The following is a 15,481-nucleotide window of genomic DNA, read 5'->3' as shown; positions in this document are numbered from 1 at the left end:
TTATGAGTCGTTTAACCCATCTGGATGATCAGGGAAACGCTAACATGGTGGATGTTTCCGAAAAGCAGGTGACTTTTCGTGAAGCGACTGCCTATGCGGAAGTTGAAATGCTGCCTGACACCATGAAGTTAATTACGGAAGGTGGTAACAAAAAGGGTGATGTTTTAGCGGTTGCACGAATCGCAGGTATTCAAGCTGCAAAACGCACCAGTGATCTTATTCCTCTTTGTCACCCATTGATGTTGAGTAAAGTTGCGGTAGATCTTCATCCTAATACCGAGCGTAACGTTGTTGAGATTACGGCAACCTGCAAGTTGGCAGGTCAGACGGGGGTGGAGATGGAAGCGCTAACGGCGGCATCTGTTGCGGGTTTGACGATTTACGATATGTGCAAGGCTGTGGATAAAGGCATGGTTATGAGCGCAGTTAAAGTATTGGAAAAGAAAGGTGGCAAAAGCGGTCACTGGAAGGTGGAGAAGTAATCATGGTTAAAGTGGTGTATTTCGCCAGCTTGCGCGAGCGTTTAGGTGTAGCTGAAGAATCTATCGAAGTGAGTCAGCCTGCTGATGTATCTGCAGTGCTAAATCAGCTAGTTGAGCTTCACGGAGAACAGTGGCAAAAGATTCTGGTTGATACGCCTATATTGATGGCTGTTAACCAAGAGATGTGTGACGAGAAGGCCGCTGTAGCTGCTGGTGATGAGGTTGCATTCTTCCCGCCGGTAACTGGGGGTTAAGCATGTCTAAAAAAGCGAATCCACTGCACTATCTACGTGCAGTGTTTTATTACTTAGGCTTTTACCCTCTAACCATTGTGCATGCCACACTGAGTTTAATCATCTCGCCGCTATTGAATTTCCAGCAGCGCTTTAAATTTGTCACTCTGATTAACTACTTTTATATCTTTTGGTTAAAACTGTGTTGTGGTGTGGGTGTAAAGATTACTGGGCGTGAAAATCTGCCTACTGATGGCGCTTATGTTGTTGTAGCTAACCACCAGAGTGAGTGGGAAACGCTGTTTTTACAAACCTTGGTCCGCCCGCAGTGTACAGTGCTTAAAAAAGAGCTTCTTAAGATTCCTTTCTTTGGATGGGCGCTAGGTCTGTTGAATCCTATAGCGATTGATCGTAGCCAAAGGCGTGGCGCACTTAAGCAGCTTTTAACAGAGGGCAAATCTCGTTTAGAAGATGATATCCCTGTGATTATCTTCCCTCAGGGTACGCGAGTGCCTGTGGGTAAAATGGGTAAGTTTAACAAAGGCGGAGCGATGCTGGCGTTAAGTGCGGGTGTGCCGGTGATCCCAATGATTCATGATGCTGGGCTCTATTGGCCAGGCAAAAGCTTTGCGAAGATCCCAGGTACTGTACAAGTCCATGTGGGCGAGCCAATTCCTGTAGAAGGCCGTACAGTGGATGAAATCCATGAAGATATGGTGGCTTGGTTAGAAGAACATATGAAAGCGCTAGAGATAGCCTAAGCCAAATTTCAGATATAAAAAAACCGCCGAATGGCGGTTTTTTTATATCTAGAAGACTGATTAGTCTTTTAGTTTTTCGAATACCAATGTGCAGTTAGTGCCGCCGAAGCCGAAGCTGTTGGACATAACGCGTTGTAGATCTACGTTTTCCTGCTTCTCGCTAGCGATTGGTAGGCCTTCTGCTTCTGGGTCTAGCTCATCGATGTTTGCAGATGCTGCGATGAAGTTGTTTTCCTGCATAAGCAGAGAGTAAACCGCTTCTTGTACGCCTGCTGCACCTAGAGAGTGACCAGATAGAGACTTAGTAGAAGTAACCGTTGGCATATCATCGCCAAAGGCTTCTTTCATCGCTTTCAGCTCTTGCATGTCACCCGCAGGTGTAGAGGTGCCGTGTGCGTTGATGTAATCGATCTTGCCGTCTACAGTTGCCATCGCTTGCTTCATGCAGCGAGCAGCGCCTTCGCCAGAAGGAGCAACCATGTCGTAGCCATCAGAAGTTGCACCGTAACCTACTAGTTCAGCGTAGATCTTAGCGCCACGAGCTTTAGCGTGTTCGTATTCTTCGATAACTAGGATGCCAGCACCGCCAGAGATAACGAAGCCATCACGGTTTGCATCGTATGCACGAGAAGCTTGTTCTGGAGTTTCGTTGTACTTGCTAGATAGTGCGCCCATAGCATCAAACATTGCAGTCTGTACCCAGTGAAGTTCTTCACCGCCACCTGCGAATACTACGTCTTGCTTACCAAGCTGGATCTGTTCCATTGCGTTACCAATGCAGTGAGCACTGGTCGCACAAGCAGAAGTAATAGAGTAGTTAACACCTTTGATTTTGAAAGGTGTTGCTAGACAAGCTGAAACAGTAGAACCCATTGTGCGAGTAACACGGTAAGGGCCTACGCGCTTAACGCCTTTCTCACGAGTGATATCGGCTGTTTCAACAATGTTGTCAGCAGAAGCACCACCAGAACCTACGATAAGGCCAGTGCGCTCGTTGGAAACCTGATCTTCAGCTAGGTTTGAATCAGCAATTGCTTCTTTCATTGCAATGTAAGTGTATGCTGCTGCATCACCCATGAAACGTAGCAATTTACGGTCGATTTGCTCAGAGAAATCGATATCGATGCTGCCGGCTACCTGGCTACGGAAACCGCGCTCTTTATAGTCTTCTTGGAATTTAATACCAGAACGACCCTGCTGCAGTGATTCCAGAACGGTTTCTTTATCTGTACCCAGACAAGAAACGATACCCATACCGGTAACAACAACGCGACGCATGTGCTTCTCTCTCTTTTTCTAATTTAAGGTGCTTATTTTCCGTGAATCAGTAGTGTTTTGCCACTAAATTCGTAAAAAAGTAGGCGGAAAATAGAAGAAAGGCCCTGAATTCAGGGCCTTAATAGATCAGAAATCTTCTGTAGATGTGAATAGGCCTACACGAAGATCTTTCGCGGTGTAGATTTCACGACCATCAACGGACATGCTGCCGTCCGCGATGCCCATAACCAGCTTACGCTCGATAACGCGTTTAAGTTGGATACGGTAAGTAACTTTCTTCGCAGTAGGTAGTACCTGTCCGAAGAATTTAACTTCGCCAGATCCTAATGCGCGACCGCGGCCTGGGTTGCCTTTCCAGCCAAGGAAAAAGCCAACAATCTGCCACATAGCGTCTAGACCTAGACAGCCTGGCATTACTGGGTCTTCCTCAAAATGGCAGCCGAAGAACCAAAGATCTGGGTTGATATCCAACTCAGCGATAATCTCGCCTTTGCCGAATTCGCCACCGTCTTCGGTGATTTCCAGGATGCGATCCATCATTAGCATGTTGCCAATTGGTAGGCGCGCATTGCCTGGTCCAAACATTTCGCCGTGGCCGCAAGACAGCAGCTCATCGCGATTAAAAGAGGAAGGTCTTGTCATTAGCTTCTGTTTATCCAGGTTTTTATAAGTCAAAATATCGCGCAATTATACAGATTTGAATGCAACTAGGCACGATCTGTGTCAGGTTTATTGAATAAAAAGTTTACGACTTAGGGTGTAAAAGGCGAAATGGAACATGATTTTTGGCATCAAAAATGGTCCGAAGGGCGAATAGGTTTCCATCAAATGGAGATTAACGCTTACTTGGTCTCTTATTGGGAAAAGATGGATTTGACCGCTGGTGACAAGGTTTTTGTCCCTTTGTGCGGTAAAAGCAAGGATATGCTCTGGCTTCGAGATCGTGGTCATGATGTATTGGGTGTAGAGCTCAACCCAAATGCTTGCTTAGACTTTTTTGCTGAGAATGGTTTGGTTGCGGAGACGAGTGAGGCTGCAAAATTTATCTCACACAGATGCGAAAATCTGAATCTTCTTTGTGGTGATGTTTTTGCGATAACCAAAGAAAGCTTAGTGGATGTAAAAGGTGTATATGATCGGGCGGCGCTGGTGGCTTTGCCAAAGGAGATGCGAGCTGGCTATGCTAGTAAGCTCATTGAATTGTTACCAAAGGGTGTGAAAATTTTGTTAGTGACCTTGGAATTTGATAGCCCGCAAGGACCACCGTTCAATGTTTCTGGTGAAGAGGTAAAGAGCTTGTTTGGCCAGCGTTTCAAGGTGGAGTGTTTAGGTGAGGCTTTAGATGGTGATCGGAAGGAAGTGATTTGGTTGCTGAGCGACTGAATGGCGTCAACTATGCACTTAATTAATGGTAATTAAGTGCACAGATATAAGCTTTTAGCTTTTACGTTTTACTGCCAAGTTGGCAATTTGAATTAACGTTTCTTTGAATGATGTGTCTTGTAGCGCATCAAGTGCTGCTATCGCTTTATCGGCTTCGCCTTGGGCTTTCTCTTGGGTGTATTCGATAGCGCCAGTCTCTTTTACGATATCCATAATCGGTTGAAGATCGTCTAGACCGCCTTTGCGAATTGCTTGACGAACTAGTTTGCGTTGTTCGTCGTTACCAGTGCGCATCGCATGAATAAGTGGCAGGGTTGCTTTGCCTTCAGCCAGATCATCGCCCACGTTCTTACCCATTTCTTCTGCTGTGGATAAGTAATCCATAACATCGTCGATAAGTTGGAAAGCAGTGCCTAAATGTAAGCCATACAAGCGTAAGCCTTCTTGCTCTGCTTTGCTGGCTTCGGCAAGGATCGCGCCTGCTTCGGTAGCGGCTTCAAACAGCATAGCGGTTTTACCAAGAATAACCTGCATGTAGGCTTCTTCTGTGGTATCCGGATTTTTGGTGTTTAGTAGCTGTAGAACTTCGCCTTCAGCGATAACGTTCGTCGCATTGGAAATAACTTCCATAATCGGCATTGAGCCAATTTCTACTAATACCTGAAATGCGCGGGAGTAAAGGAAATCGCCGACCAATACGCTTGGTGCATTGCCCCATTTTGCATTGGCGGTATCTTTGCCGCGGCGTAGGTCAGAATTATCAACTACATCATCGTGCAGTAACGTGGCTGTGTGGATAAATTCGATAATCGCCGCTAGCGGGATGTGCTTATCGCCTTGATAATTTGCAGCATTAGCAGCAAGCAATACGAGTAGCGGACGAAGACGTTTACCACCGCTTTCAACGATGTAATGACCAATTTTTTCTACCAGAGGTACGTTAGAGCCTAGGTGATTAATGATGTAATCGTTTACGGCTTCAAATTGAGGTTCTATTACAGGGTTGAACTGGTGAGGCTGCATAATAAGTAATGGCTGCTACTAAACTTAATGGAATCAAGAATAGCGCATGCTAGGTGTATGCATAGTTTCTGTCAAGAAATGCTGGTTTTACGCTATGTAAATAAAGAAGCTTAGTTGTGTATAAAGTGGGTTTGCTATATAATCGCGCGCCCTGACCCATCCAATAATGGCTCCCTACCATATGGTGTAACCATTAGAAGTAGGCCTTTTTCTAGTAGCTGGGTGGGCAAATAACGGAGATTAAAATGTACGCAGTAATCGTAAGCGGTGGTAAACAGTACCGTGTCCAGGAAGGTGAAACCCTTAAACTGGAAAAACTGCAGGCTGAAGCGGGCGCAAATGTTGAGTTTGACCGTGTTCTGCTAGTTGGCAACGGCGACGACATCAAAATCGGCGCACCAGTTGTTGACGGTGCTAAAGTGACTGCTGAAGTTGTTCAGCACGGCCGCGCTAAGAAAGTTGAGATCATCAAGTTCAAGCGTCGTAAGCACCACATGAAGCGTCAGGGCCACCGTCAGTGGTTCACTGAAGTTAAAATTACTGGCATTTCTGCCTAATATTAACCTAGTTTAGGAGTTAGATAGATGGCTCATAAGAAGGCTGGTGGTTCTACTAAGAACGGTCGCGACTCGGAGTCGAAACGACTTGGTGTCAAGCGTTACGGTGGTCAAGTAGTTGCTGCAGGTAACATCCTAGTTCGTCAACGTGGTACTAAATTCCACGCTGGTACAAACGTAGGCTGTGGTAAAGACCATACTCTATTTGCGAAAGCAGATGGCGTTGTTAAATTCGAAGTTAAAGGCCCGCAGAAGCGTCAATACATCTCTGTAGTTGATGCGTAAGCAACGGTTTTAAGCTTCTAAAAAGCTCCGCCAAGGCGGAGCTTTTTTGTTTATAGTTATTTAAAATATTTTTCAGGGGATCTACCGCTGAGTCTTGTGGTTTTTCAGGGCTTAATTGTAGGTTTCCTACGTTTAACTTTTGGGGGATAACATGAAGTTTGTCGATGAAGCAGTCATCACGGTTGAGGCCGGTAAGGGTGGCAATGGGTGTATGAGCTTTCGGCGTGAAAAGTATATCCCCAAAGGTGGTCCTGATGGTGGCGACGGCGGTGATGGTGGTTCGGTGTTTTTTGAAGCGGATGAAAACCTGAATACGTTAATTGATTACCGTTTTACACGTCACTATAAGTCTGAAAATGGCAAGGGTGGTACGAGCCGAAATTGTACAGGGCCTAAGGGTGAAGATCTGGTGCTTAAAGTACCAGTCGGCACCACTATTATCGATACGGATACTGATGAAATCCTTGCTGATATGACCGAAATAGGTCAGGTCGAGAAAATTGCTCAAGGTGGTTTTCATGGTTTGGGTAACACGCGTTTCAAGAGTAGTGTTAACCGTGCGCCGCGTCAGACAACCAAGGGTTCAATAGGTGAGACTCGAAACCTTAAGTTGGAGCTTAAGGTTCTGGCGGACGTTGGTTTGTTAGGTTTGCCTAATGCGGGTAAATCAACTTTGATCCGTGCTGTATCTGCGGCCAAGCCTAAAGTGGCTAATTATCCGTTTACCACTTTGGTACCTAATTTAGGTGTGGTTCGAATTGAGCAGAATCGTAGCTTTGTGATTGCTGATATTCCGGGGATTATCGAAGGTGCTGCTGAGGGGGCAGGTTTAGGTATTCGTTTCCTTAAGCACTTGGCGCGTAACCGTATCTTGTTACATCTAGTTGATATGGCGCCTTGGGATGATGTTACGCCTGAGCAGGCAGCTGCGGTAGCGGTGGGTGAACTGAAGAAGTTTAGTCCTACTTTGGCGGATCAGCCGCGTTGGTTGGTGTTGAATAAGCTTGATATGGTGCCTGAGGAAGAGCGTGAGGCGCGTTGTCAGGCGGTTATTGATGAGCTGCAATGGGAAGGTCCGGTTTATCGTATCTCTGCGCTTAGTCAGCAGGGCACGGATGATATGATGCGCGATATTCAGGCGTTTTTGGATCATCGTCTAGAAGCGATAGAAGAAGATCCTTCTATCCTTGAGCAAGAGCAGCAGATTCGTGAGCAGGTTGATGCGGAGGCGCGTGAGCGTGTTGAGCAGATGCGTGCGGATATGCGAGCGCGTCGTGAGGGCGAAGATCTGGATGATGACGACTTTGACGATGATGATTATGACGTTGAAGTTGAATATGTTCGTGAATAGCAATTGAAGTGATTGTTGCTACTGCAGACGGTGTTAGGAGTTTTTAAGTGGCTGTAGGTAGGGAAAAACTCAAGCGCGCAAAGCGTTGGGTGGTAAAGATTGGTAGTGCGCTCCTCACCAATGATGGTAAGGGGTTGGATCTTGAAGCAATCAGTCGCTGGGTGGATCAAATAGCTGCTCTGAAAGCGTCTGGTCTTGAGGTTGTGTTGGTTTCCTCGGGTTCGGTTGCTGAAGGTATGACTCGCCTAGGTTGGGATTCGCGACCGCATGAGGTCTCTAAGCTTCAGGCGGCTGCGGCTGTTGGGCAGATGGGCCTTGTGCAGGCTTATGAAACAAACTTTCAGCGCCATAATACCCATACAGCGCAGATCCTTCTGACACATGAAGATCACTCCAATCGTAAGCGTTATCTCAATGCTCAGGCGACTTTAAAAGAGTTGCTTGAGTTAGGCGTTGTCCCAGTTGTTAACGAGAACGATACGGTTGTCACTAAAGAAATTCGTTTTGGCGATAACGACACGCTTGGAGCGCTGGTGGCTAACTTGGTTCAAGCTGATGCTTTAATCTTGCTAACTGACCAAAAAGGCCTGTTCACGGCGGATCCGCGTCATGATCCAGAAGCAACTTTGATTTCCGAAGCGAGAGCGGGTGATGAAGCGCTCGAGGCGATGGCGGGTGATGGTGGCAAGCTGGGTCGTGGTGGTATGGCGACCAAAGTGCGTGCAGCTAAATTGGCGGCGCGTTCTGGGGCTGTGACCATGATTGCGAGTGGTCGTGAAGATAATGTCCTTCTGCGTTTAAGAGGGGCGGAAGATATAGGTACATTGTTGGTACCTGAGAAGGGGCCTATGGTGGCGCGCAAACAGTGGATTGCAGGTCATTTGCAGGCGCGTGGAAATCTTATGCTTGATGCGGGTGCGGTTAAGGCGCTGCGTGAGCGTGGTAAGAGTTTATTGCCAGCGGGTGTTCGTAGTGTGAGTGGTGACTTTTCTCGAGGTGAGATGGTGATCATTAGCGATGAATTTGGTCGTATCGTTGCGCGTGGTTTGGTGAACTACGGTATTGGAGATGCGCAAAAAATCATCGGTAAGCCGAGTGGTGAAATTGAATCCATTCTTGGTTTTATGGGTGAAGAAGAGTTAGTGCATAGGGATAATTTGGTCCTCTCTTAATTGAGGGGCTAAATTTAGACACAAAAAAAACCGGCATAAGCCGGTTTTTTACGCTTAGCTCTAATTAAAGAGCAGCAATCTGTTTGTTCAGACGGCTCTTAGTGCGTGCGATTTTGTTCTTGTGGAAGATGCCTTTAGACACTGAACCATCTAGAACTGGCTGTGCAGCTTGGAATGCTTCCTGTGCAGCAGCTTTTTCGCCTGCTTCTACAGCAGCAACAACTTTCTTGATGTAGGTACGTACCATGGAACGCAGGCTAGCGTTATGCTGGCGACGCTTCTCTGCCTGGCGAGCACGTTTACGAGATCCTGCGGAATTTGCCACAGTCCGGCTCCTTAAAATTAGTTAGTAAGATATCGGCTTATTGGTATACGCCGAAAATTAGAGGCGAGATTATTCATATTTGAGAGCTGTCTGTCAATAAAACTGCAGAAATTTTCTTGTTGAAGCAGTAATATTCCCATTCTCTTGAGTGTCATTCATGAAATTATAGGCGGAAGCGGTGTCGAAGCAGGAAACGGAAGTAAAAAAATCAGCGGGATTACTGCGATCAAGTGCCGTGGTTGGTGTGATGACCATGCTTTCTCGTGTGCTCGGTTTGGCGCGAGACGTTGTGGTTGCCAATTATTTTGGTGCTAGTGGTAGTGCTGATGCTTTCTTCGTCGCGTTTAAAATACCTAACTTTCTTCGTCGGCTATTTGCTGAAGGGGCGTTTGCTCAAGCTTTTGTGCCGGTGTTATCAGAATATCGTACGCAAAGGGATCTAAAAGCCGTTCAGCAGCTAGTGAATTATGTTGCGGGCACGTTGGGAAGTATTTTAATCGCAATTACTGTATTGGCTGTGGTAGCGGCGCCCATGTTAACCGCTATGTTTGCTCCAGGTTTTTATATGGGGGATGAGGGTAAATTTGAACTCGCAGCCGAGATGCTGAGGATTACGTTTCCGTATTTGCTGTTGATATCGTTGACTGCGTTTGCCGGTTCTATTCTGAATAGTTATGAGCGTTTTGCTGTGCCTGCGTTCACGCCTGTACTGCTTAATATCAGTTTGATCTGTTCTGCGATCTTCCTGAGTCCGCTGTTCGATCCACCTATCTTAGCTTTGGCTTGGGGTGTCATGATTGCTGGCGTGGTGCAGTTGGTTTTCCAATTGCCGTTTTTAGCGCGTATTCATCTTTTACCTAAACCCGTCTGGGGATGGAATGATCCAGGTGTTCGCCGCATCATGACGCTGATGGTTCCGGCATTGTTTGGGGTGTCTGTTACTCAAATCAACCTGCTTTTGGATACGGTGTTGGCATCGTTTCTACAAACCGGCAGTGTCTCTTGGTTGTATTACTCAGATCGCCTGGCAGAGCTGCCTTTGGGTGTGTTTGGAATCGCCATTGCGACGGTCATTCTACCTAGCTTGTCGCGTAAGCATACAACTCAATCTGGAGAGGCGTTTTCGTCTACTTTGAATTGGGCAATGCAGATGGTGATGTTTATCGGTATACCGGCGGCGGTAGCGTTGTTTGTGTTGGCCGAACCGTTGTTGATCACCTTGTTCCACTATGGCGCTTTAACTGATCGTGATGTCTTTATGGCTGCGGCTAGTTTGCGTGCTTATGCCTGTGGTTTGCTCGCCTTTATGCTGATTAAGGTTTTGGCTACGGGCTATTTCTCTCGCCAAGACACCAAAACGCCAGTGAAAATCGGTATTCAAGCTGCTGTGGCGAATATGGTGTTTAACTTGATCCTTATTGGACCGTTTGCGCATGTTGGTTTGGCCGCTGCGACAGCGATGTCGGCGTTTATGAATGCTGGTTTGTTGTTGTATGGGTTGATTAAATCGGGCGTGTTTAGCTGGTCTTCGGGTTGGGTCGTGCAATTACTACGAATGTTGGTAGCTAATGTGGCGATGGCTATTGTCATCATCCAGTTGATGGGTTCAGTTGACGAGTGGCTACAGATGGATCTGTGGGCGCGAATCTCTCAAATGGCGATTTTGGTGGTTGCTGGCGGGGCTGTTTATGCTGTTGTGTTGGCTTTTGCAGGCTTGAGAGTGCGTCATTTGAAGCATAATTAAGTTTATTTTGCATTCTGTTGCTTACAGCGGGTCACAGTAGTACAGGTTGGATATTATCTGAGCTATAATGCCGCGTTTATTTTTGGCAGTAGCAAGAGTACCTGATGGAACTAATTCGCGGATTACATAACCTGCGCGAAAAACACCGAGGTTGTGTCGCAACTATCGGCAATTTTGATGGCGTGCATTTAGGCCATCGACAGGTGCTTGCTCAGGTAAAGGCAAAAGCGAAGGAGCTAAACCTGCCTTCCGTTGTGATTACCTTTGAGCCTCAGCCTCAAGAGTTCTTTGCAGGTGATAAAGCACCACCGCGCTTAACCCGTTTTGGCGAAAAGTACAGATTGTTGCAGGCAGAGGGTATCGATCGCCATCTTTGCCTAAATTTTAACGACCGTCTACGTGCGATGACAGCGGAGCAGTTTGTACAAGAGCTATTACTGCATGGTTTAGCGGTGAAGCATTTTGTTGTTGGCGATGATTTTCGTTTTGGTTGTGATCGTTCAGGTGATTACAACATGTTGTGTGATGCAGGCGAACGTCACGACTTTACAGTGGTAAATACACAAACGTTTTTGAATGCTGATGAACGTGTCAGCAGTACGCGTATTCGCAGTGTGTTACAGCAGAATGATCTTGAAGCGGCTGCCGTTTTACTCGGACGCCCTTATGCTGTTTCTGGTCGTGTGATGCATGGCCAAAAACTGGGCCGCCAGCTCGGAGTGCCAACGGCAAATGTACGTATGCATCGTTATGCTTGCCCTTTGCGCGGGGTCTATGCGGTAGAAGTTAAAGGCCCAAATTTTACTGCTCAGGGTGTGTGTAACGTTGGTATACGCCCAACCGTATGTGGTCAGCAGCCGGTGCTTGAAGCACACCTGTTTGATTTTGATAAAGATATTTATGGGCAGTTGCTAACTGTCGAGTTTAAGCAGTTTATTCGTGATGAGCGCAAGTTCTCAGATATCGACGCGCTTAAACAACAAATTTTTGCAGATATTGAAGATGTGCGGGCTTACTTTGACCGCACCCGTAGTTAATTCGGAACTTATAACCATGACCGATTACAAAGCAACATTGAACCTTCCGGAAACAGCCTTCCCAATGCGTGGCAATTTGGCTCAGCGTGAGCCGAAAATGCTACAGGGTTGGCAGAAGATGGATCTGTACCAGAAAATTCGCGAAGTCAGTGCTGGCCGCGATAAGTTCACTTTGCACGATGGGCCTCCATACGCAAACGGTGATATTCACATTGGTCACTCGGTTAATAAGATTCTGAAAGACATTATTATCAAATCCAAAACAATGAGCGGATTTGACGCGCCTTATGTGCCGGGTTGGGACTGTCATGGTCTGCCAATCGAACATAAGGTTGAGACTAAGCACGGCAAAGCGGGTGTAAAACTGTCTCACAAAGACTTCCGTCAGAAGTGCCGTGACTACGCGGCACGACAGGTTGAAGGTCAGAAGAAAGATTTTATCCGTTTAGGTGTTCTAGGTGATTGGGATAACCCATACCTAACAATGAATTTTGATACCGAAGCCAATATCATCCGTGCTTTGGGTAAAATCGTTGAAAATGGCCACCTAGTTAAAGGCTTCAAGCCAGTTTACTGGAGTGTTGTGGGTGGTTCTGCCCTCGCTGAAGCTGAAGTGGAATATCAGGACAAGACTTCTACAGCGATCGATGTGCGTTTCACCCCGGTTGATCAGGACGGTTTCCTTGCGAAATTTGAGGGTCTTGAAGGTGAAGGCGAAGCGTCAGTTGTTATCTGGACAACAACGCCTTGGACACTGCCATCTAACCAAGCGGTATCTCTAGGTGGTGAGCTAGACTACGTTCTTGTTCAACTAGATCTAGGTTTAGGTGCAGAGCGTATTCTTCTAGCGGAAGGCTTAGTTGAAGATGCTATGAAGCGTTACGGTGTTGAAGAGTACAGCATCGTTGGTCGTTGTCAGGGCCAAGCCCTAGAGAAATTTGAACTACAGCACCCATTCTATGAGCGTACAGTTCCTGTCATCTTGGGCGATCACGTAACCCTTGATGCGGGTACAGGTGCCGTACACACAGCACCAGACCATGGTGTGGAAGACTTTGAGGTTGGCCGTAAATACGGTATCGGCACAATGAACCTAGTGAACGCTTCGGGTGTTCTAGGTGAAGGTGCAGGCGTATTTGCAGGCGAGCACGTTTATAAAGTTGACGATAAAGTTGTTGCTCTATTAACCGAAAACAACAAGCTTGTATTGGAACATAAGTTCCAGCACAGCTACCCTCATTGCTGGCGTACTAAAACGCCATTGATCTACCGTGCAACGCCTCAGTGGTTCGTAAGCATGGAAGAGAAGGGCCTGAAGAAAGATGCTCTAGAAGCGATCAAAGGTGTTGAGTGGTTCCCTGGTTGGGGTCAAAACCGTATCGAAGCGATGGTTGAGCAGAGCCCTGATTGGTGTGTATCCCGTCAACGTACTTGGGGTGTGCCAATTGCACTGTTTATCCACAAAGAAACTCAGCAACTACACCCGAATACGCCAGAGCTAATCGAACAGGTTGCTGTGCGTGTTGAAAAAGTGGGTATGGATGCATGGTTCGATCTGGATGCTGCAGAAGTATTGGGCGACGAGGCTGATCAGTATGAAAAAGTAACTGATACCTTGGATGTTTGGTTTGATTCGGGTGTGACGCACTATTCTGTCGTTGATCAGCGTGACAACTTGGAATACCCAGCTGATATGTATCTTGAAGGTTCGGATCAGCACCGTGGTTGGTTCCAGTCTTCTTTGAAAACTGCGATTGCTATCAAAGGCAAAGCGCCATACAAACAGGTGCTAACGCACGGCTTTACCGTTGATGGTCAAGGCCGCAAGATGTCTAAGTCGGTTGGTAATGTTGTATCGCCACAGGAAGTAATGAACAAGTACGGCGCGGATATCTTGCGTCTATGGGTTGCTTCAACTGACTACAGCGGTGAGATGACTTGTTCTGACGATATCTTAAAGCGTGCTGCGGATGCTTATCGTCGTATTCGTAACACGGCGCGTTTCTTCTTGGCTAACCTAAGCGGCTTTGATCCTGCCCAGCACATGGTGAAGCCTGAAGATATGGTCGCGTTGGATGCTTGGGCAGTAGATCGTGCAGCTCGTTTGCAAGAAGAGCTAATCGAGCACTTCAACCAATATGAATTCCTGCAGGTATTTCAGAAAGTATCCCACTTCTGTTCTCAGGATATGGGTGGTTTCTACCTAGATATCATCAAAGATCGTCAATACACAGCAGCGACTGATTCACATGCGCGTCGTTCTGCTCAGACTGCGCTTTATCATATTGTTGAAGCGTTGGTTCGTTGGATTGCGCCAATTTGTAGTTTCACTGCTGATGAGATCTGGGCAACGCTTGCAGGCGAGCGTACAGAGTCTGTTCATTTGGATACGTGGTATCAGGGCCTAACCAAATTACCTGCGGATAGCGCATTTGATTCTGCCTACTGGGAACAGGTAATGACAGTGAAAACTGCGGTTAATAAACAGTTAGAAACTGAACGTAGCGATGGCAACATTGGTGGTAGCTTAGAAGCTGAAGTGACTTTGTATTGCGATGACGCTCTACAGGCTCTACTAGGTAAACTAGAAGACGAGTTGCGTTTCGTTTTGATCACATCAAAAGCGGCAGTAGCCCCATTAGCTGATGCACAAGATGCTAATGATACAGAGCTTGAAGGGCTTAAGGTTAGCGTAGTTAAAAGTGCTGCTGATAAGTGTCCACGTTGCTGGCACTTCCGTGAAGATGTAGGTCAGGACTCAGACGATCCTGAGCTATGTGGTCGTTGTGTTGATAACGTTAAAGGTGCCGGTGAAAGCCGTAGCTTTGCTTAATGACACTGAGCACTGAACAACAAACACAACCAGTGCGGAGCTGCCTCATCTGGGGTGTGCTCTCGCTGCTGGTGATTGTACTGGATTTAGGTAGTAAATACTTAGCGGTAACTAATTTAAAGTATGCCGATCCTAATCCCGTACTGCCAATGTTCGACCTAACGCTGTTGTTCAACACTGGCGCTGCTTTTAGCTTCTTGTCAGAAGCAGGTGGCTGGCAGCGTTGGTTCTTTGTAGCAATTGCTTTGGTCGTGAGTGTTGTACTGGTGATCTGGCTAAAGCGTACGCCTCGTATATATTGGTGGTTAGGTCTAGCACTGTCTCTCGTATTGGGTGGTGCTTTAGGCAATCTATACGATCGGGCAGTACAAGGGTATGTGATTGATTTCATCTCCCTGCATTATCAGAATTATTACTTCCCTGCTTTTAATATTGCGGATACCGCTATTACGATTGGAGCGATTATTCTGATTCTGGATATGTTATTTCTGGAAGGGAAGCGCAAATCATTTGAAGAGAGTTCACAATGAGTAAATTGATCGGTCCGGGTAAAACCGTTACGCTGCACTTCGCAATTAAACTGGAAGACGGTCAAATAATTGATTCTAATTTTGAAGCCGAACCCGCGACATTTACTGTGGGTGATGGTAATTTGTTGGAAGGTTTTGAAAAAGCACTGTTCGGCTTGGAAGAAGGGACAAAACAAACCCTAAAAATCCTACCAGAAAATGGCTTTGGAATGAGTAATCCAAGTAATGTGCAAAATATCCCTCGCAGTCAGTTTGAGGGCATGGAATTAGAACAAGGTTTGGTTATCTCATTCGCGGATGCTGGTAATGGTGAGCTTCCAGGTGTAATAGCCGAATTTGATGATAAGATGGTTTCGGTTGATTTTAATCATCCGCTGGCAGGGAAGAAGCTAGATTTCCAGGTAGAGATTCTTCAAGTTAGCTAAGGTGAAATTAAGAACCCGAATTTTTTAATTCGGGTTTTTTGTATTTGTTCTATCTTAAGCTA

General features: G+C 46.5%; 17 protein-coding genes. 13 read left to right on the top strand and 4 right to left on the bottom strand.

Annotated features, from left to right (window positions below):
* Positions 1 to 2 precede the first annotated feature (2 nt).
* Genes moaC through ACMXYP_RS16330 form a run of 3 tightly spaced genes read left to right on the top strand, consistent with a single transcriptional unit; the run spans position 3 to position 1,476 of the window.
* Positions 3 to 482: a cyclic pyranopterin monophosphate synthase MoaC gene (gene moaC, locus ACMXYP_RS16340; protein ID WP_415882708.1), complete on the top strand. Its 480-nt coding sequence runs from the start codon at positions 3 to 5 to the stop codon at positions 480 to 482.
* A 2-nt stretch (positions 483 to 484) separates the two neighbouring features.
* Positions 485 to 736 carry a molybdopterin converting factor subunit 1 gene (moaD, locus tag ACMXYP_RS16335; RefSeq protein ID WP_415882707.1) on the top strand — a complete coding sequence of 84 codons (252 nt, stop codon included), beginning with the start codon at positions 485 to 487 and terminating at the stop codon, positions 734 to 736.
* A 2-nt stretch (positions 737 to 738) separates the two neighbouring features.
* Positions 739 to 1,476: a lysophospholipid acyltransferase family protein gene (locus ACMXYP_RS16330; protein ID WP_415882706.1), complete on the top strand. Its 738-nt coding sequence runs from the start codon at positions 739 to 741 to the stop codon at positions 1,474 to 1,476.
* A 60-nt stretch (positions 1,477 to 1,536) separates the two neighbouring features.
* On the opposite strand, the gene fabB is transcribed toward ACMXYP_RS16330, so the two are convergent.
* Together fabB and fabA are read right to left on the bottom strand one after the other, a co-directional pair.
* Positions 1,537 to 2,754: a beta-ketoacyl-ACP synthase I gene (gene fabB, locus ACMXYP_RS16325; RefSeq protein ID WP_415882705.1), complete on the bottom strand. Its 1,218-nt coding sequence runs from the start codon at positions 2,752 to 2,754 to the stop codon at positions 1,537 to 1,539.
* Between the two features lie 126 nt (positions 2,755 to 2,880).
* Complete coding sequence (gene fabA, locus ACMXYP_RS16320) at positions 2,881 to 3,396, bottom strand: 3-hydroxyacyl-[acyl-carrier-protein] dehydratase FabA (RefSeq protein ID WP_415882704.1); 516 nt, start codon at positions 3,394 to 3,396, stop codon at positions 2,881 to 2,883.
* Between the two features lie 129 nt (positions 3,397 to 3,525).
* On the opposite strand from fabA, the gene ACMXYP_RS16315 reads away from it, so the two are divergent.
* Complete coding sequence (locus tag ACMXYP_RS16315; RefSeq protein ID WP_415882703.1) at positions 3,526 to 4,137, top strand: thiopurine S-methyltransferase; 612 nt, start codon at positions 3,526 to 3,528, stop codon at positions 4,135 to 4,137.
* A gap of 54 nt (positions 4,138 to 4,191) precedes the next feature.
* On the opposite strand, the gene ispB is transcribed toward ACMXYP_RS16315, so the two are convergent.
* Entirely contained in the window at positions 4,192 to 5,160 is a 969-nt protein-coding gene (gene ispB, locus ACMXYP_RS16310) for an octaprenyl diphosphate synthase (protein ID WP_415882702.1), read from the bottom strand.
* 245 nt (positions 5,161 to 5,405) lie between these two features.
* On the opposite strand from ispB, the gene rplU reads away from it, so the two are divergent.
* From rplU to proB, 4 genes are all read left to right on the top strand, one after another.
* Positions 5,406 to 5,717: a 50S ribosomal protein L21 gene (gene rplU, locus ACMXYP_RS16305; RefSeq protein ID WP_286240327.1), complete on the top strand. Its 312-nt coding sequence runs from the start codon at positions 5,406 to 5,408 to the stop codon at positions 5,715 to 5,717.
* A gap of 27 nt (positions 5,718 to 5,744) precedes the next feature.
* Positions 5,745 to 6,002 (top strand): 50S ribosomal protein L27, encoded by a 258-nt coding sequence (gene rpmA, locus ACMXYP_RS16300; protein WP_415882701.1) that lies wholly within the window; start codon positions 5,745 to 5,747, stop codon positions 6,000 to 6,002.
* Positions 6,003 to 6,153: 151 nt separating this feature from the next.
* A complete protein-coding gene (gene cgtA, locus ACMXYP_RS16295) occupies positions 6,154 to 7,353 on the top strand; it encodes an Obg family GTPase CgtA (protein WP_415882700.1) in 1,200 nt (399 codons plus the stop codon).
* Between the two features lie 47 nt (positions 7,354 to 7,400).
* Positions 7,401 to 8,525, top strand: a complete 1,125-nt coding sequence (proB, locus tag ACMXYP_RS16290) for a glutamate 5-kinase (RefSeq protein WP_415882699.1) — start codon at positions 7,401 to 7,403, stop codon at positions 8,523 to 8,525.
* Positions 8,526 to 8,589: 64 nt separating this feature from the next.
* Here proB and rpsT read toward each other — a convergent pair whose 3' ends face one another.
* Complete coding sequence (gene rpsT, locus ACMXYP_RS16285; protein WP_415882698.1) at positions 8,590 to 8,850, bottom strand: 30S ribosomal protein S20; 261 nt, start codon at positions 8,848 to 8,850, stop codon at positions 8,590 to 8,592.
* Positions 8,851 to 9,097: 247 nt separating this feature from the next.
* Between rpsT and murJ the strand changes: the two genes are divergently transcribed.
* The 5 genes from murJ (at position 9,098) to ACMXYP_RS16260 (ending at position 15,419) form a co-directional block, all read left to right on the top strand.
* Positions 9,098 to 10,594, top strand: coding sequence for a murein biosynthesis integral membrane protein MurJ (gene murJ, locus ACMXYP_RS16280; protein ID WP_415884688.1), 1,497 nt, complete (start codon positions 9,098 to 9,100; stop codon positions 10,592 to 10,594).
* Between the two features lie 104 nt (positions 10,595 to 10,698).
* Positions 10,699 to 11,631, top strand: a complete 933-nt coding sequence (ribF, locus tag ACMXYP_RS16275) for a bifunctional riboflavin kinase/FAD synthetase (RefSeq protein ID WP_415882697.1) — start codon at positions 10,699 to 10,701, stop codon at positions 11,629 to 11,631.
* A 16-nt stretch (positions 11,632 to 11,647) separates the two neighbouring features.
* Positions 11,648 to 14,464 carry an isoleucine--tRNA ligase gene (gene ileS / locus ACMXYP_RS16270; protein WP_415882696.1) on the top strand — a complete coding sequence of 939 codons (2,817 nt, stop codon included), beginning with the start codon at positions 11,648 to 11,650 and terminating at the stop codon, positions 14,462 to 14,464.
* Positions 14,464 to 14,994, top strand: coding sequence for a signal peptidase II (lspA, locus tag ACMXYP_RS16265; RefSeq protein ID WP_415882695.1), 531 nt, complete (start codon positions 14,464 to 14,466; stop codon positions 14,992 to 14,994). Before ileS ends, lspA begins: the two co-directional genes overlap by 1 nt.
* A complete protein-coding gene (locus ACMXYP_RS16260) occupies positions 14,991 to 15,419 on the top strand; it encodes an FKBP-type peptidyl-prolyl cis-trans isomerase (protein WP_415882694.1) in 429 nt (142 codons plus the stop codon). Before lspA ends, ACMXYP_RS16260 begins: the two co-directional genes overlap by 4 nt.
* The last annotated feature ends 62 nt before the right edge of the window (positions 15,420 to 15,481 follow it).

It is taken from the genome of Neptuniibacter sp. QD34_54 (genome assembly GCF_047778055.1).
In the GTDB taxonomy this organism is placed as follows: domain Bacteria; phylum Pseudomonadota; class Gammaproteobacteria; order Pseudomonadales; family Balneatricaceae; genus Neptuniibacter.
The sequence above is the reverse complement of the archived record's forward strand: the minus strand, read 5'-3'. Positions and strand labels throughout refer to the sequence as shown.

Coding starts and splice junctions, on each gene's coding strand:
- moaC (WP_415882708.1), top strand. CDS start 3: ATGAGTCGTTTAACCCATCTGGATGATCAGGGAAACGCTAACATGGTG.
- cgtA (WP_415882700.1), top strand. CDS start 6,154: ATGAAGTTTGTCGATGAAGCAGTCATCACGGTTGAGGCCGGTAAGGGT.
- ACMXYP_RS16260 (WP_415882694.1), top strand. CDS start 14,991: ATGAGTAAATTGATCGGTCCGGGTAAAACCGTTACGCTGCACTTCGCA.
- rplU (WP_286240327.1), top strand. CDS start 5,406: ATGTACGCAGTAATCGTAAGCGGTGGTAAACAGTACCGTGTCCAGGAA.
- moaD (WP_415882707.1), top strand. CDS start 485: ATGGTTAAAGTGGTGTATTTCGCCAGCTTGCGCGAGCGTTTAGGTGTA.
- rpmA (WP_415882701.1), top strand. CDS start 5,745: ATGGCTCATAAGAAGGCTGGTGGTTCTACTAAGAACGGTCGCGACTCG.
- ispB (WP_415882702.1), bottom strand. CDS start 5,160: ATGCAGCCTCACCAGTTCAACCCTGTAATAGAACCTCAATTTGAAGCC.
- fabB (WP_415882705.1), bottom strand. CDS start 2,754: ATGCGTCGCGTTGTTGTTACCGGTATGGGTATCGTTTCTTGTCTGGGT.
- fabA (WP_415882704.1), bottom strand. CDS start 3,396: ATGACAAGACCTTCCTCTTTTAATCGCGATGAGCTGCTGTCTTGCGGC.
- murJ (WP_415884688.1), top strand. CDS start 9,098: ATGACCATGCTTTCTCGTGTGCTCGGTTTGGCGCGAGACGTTGTGGTT.
- lspA (WP_415882695.1), top strand. CDS start 14,464: ATGACACTGAGCACTGAACAACAAACACAACCAGTGCGGAGCTGCCTC.
- ileS (WP_415882696.1), top strand. CDS start 11,648: ATGACCGATTACAAAGCAACATTGAACCTTCCGGAAACAGCCTTCCCA.
- ACMXYP_RS16330 (WP_415882706.1), top strand. CDS start 739: ATGTCTAAAAAAGCGAATCCACTGCACTATCTACGTGCAGTGTTTTAT.
- ribF (WP_415882697.1), top strand. CDS start 10,699: ATGGAACTAATTCGCGGATTACATAACCTGCGCGAAAAACACCGAGGT.
- ACMXYP_RS16315 (WP_415882703.1), top strand. CDS start 3,526: ATGGAACATGATTTTTGGCATCAAAAATGGTCCGAAGGGCGAATAGGT.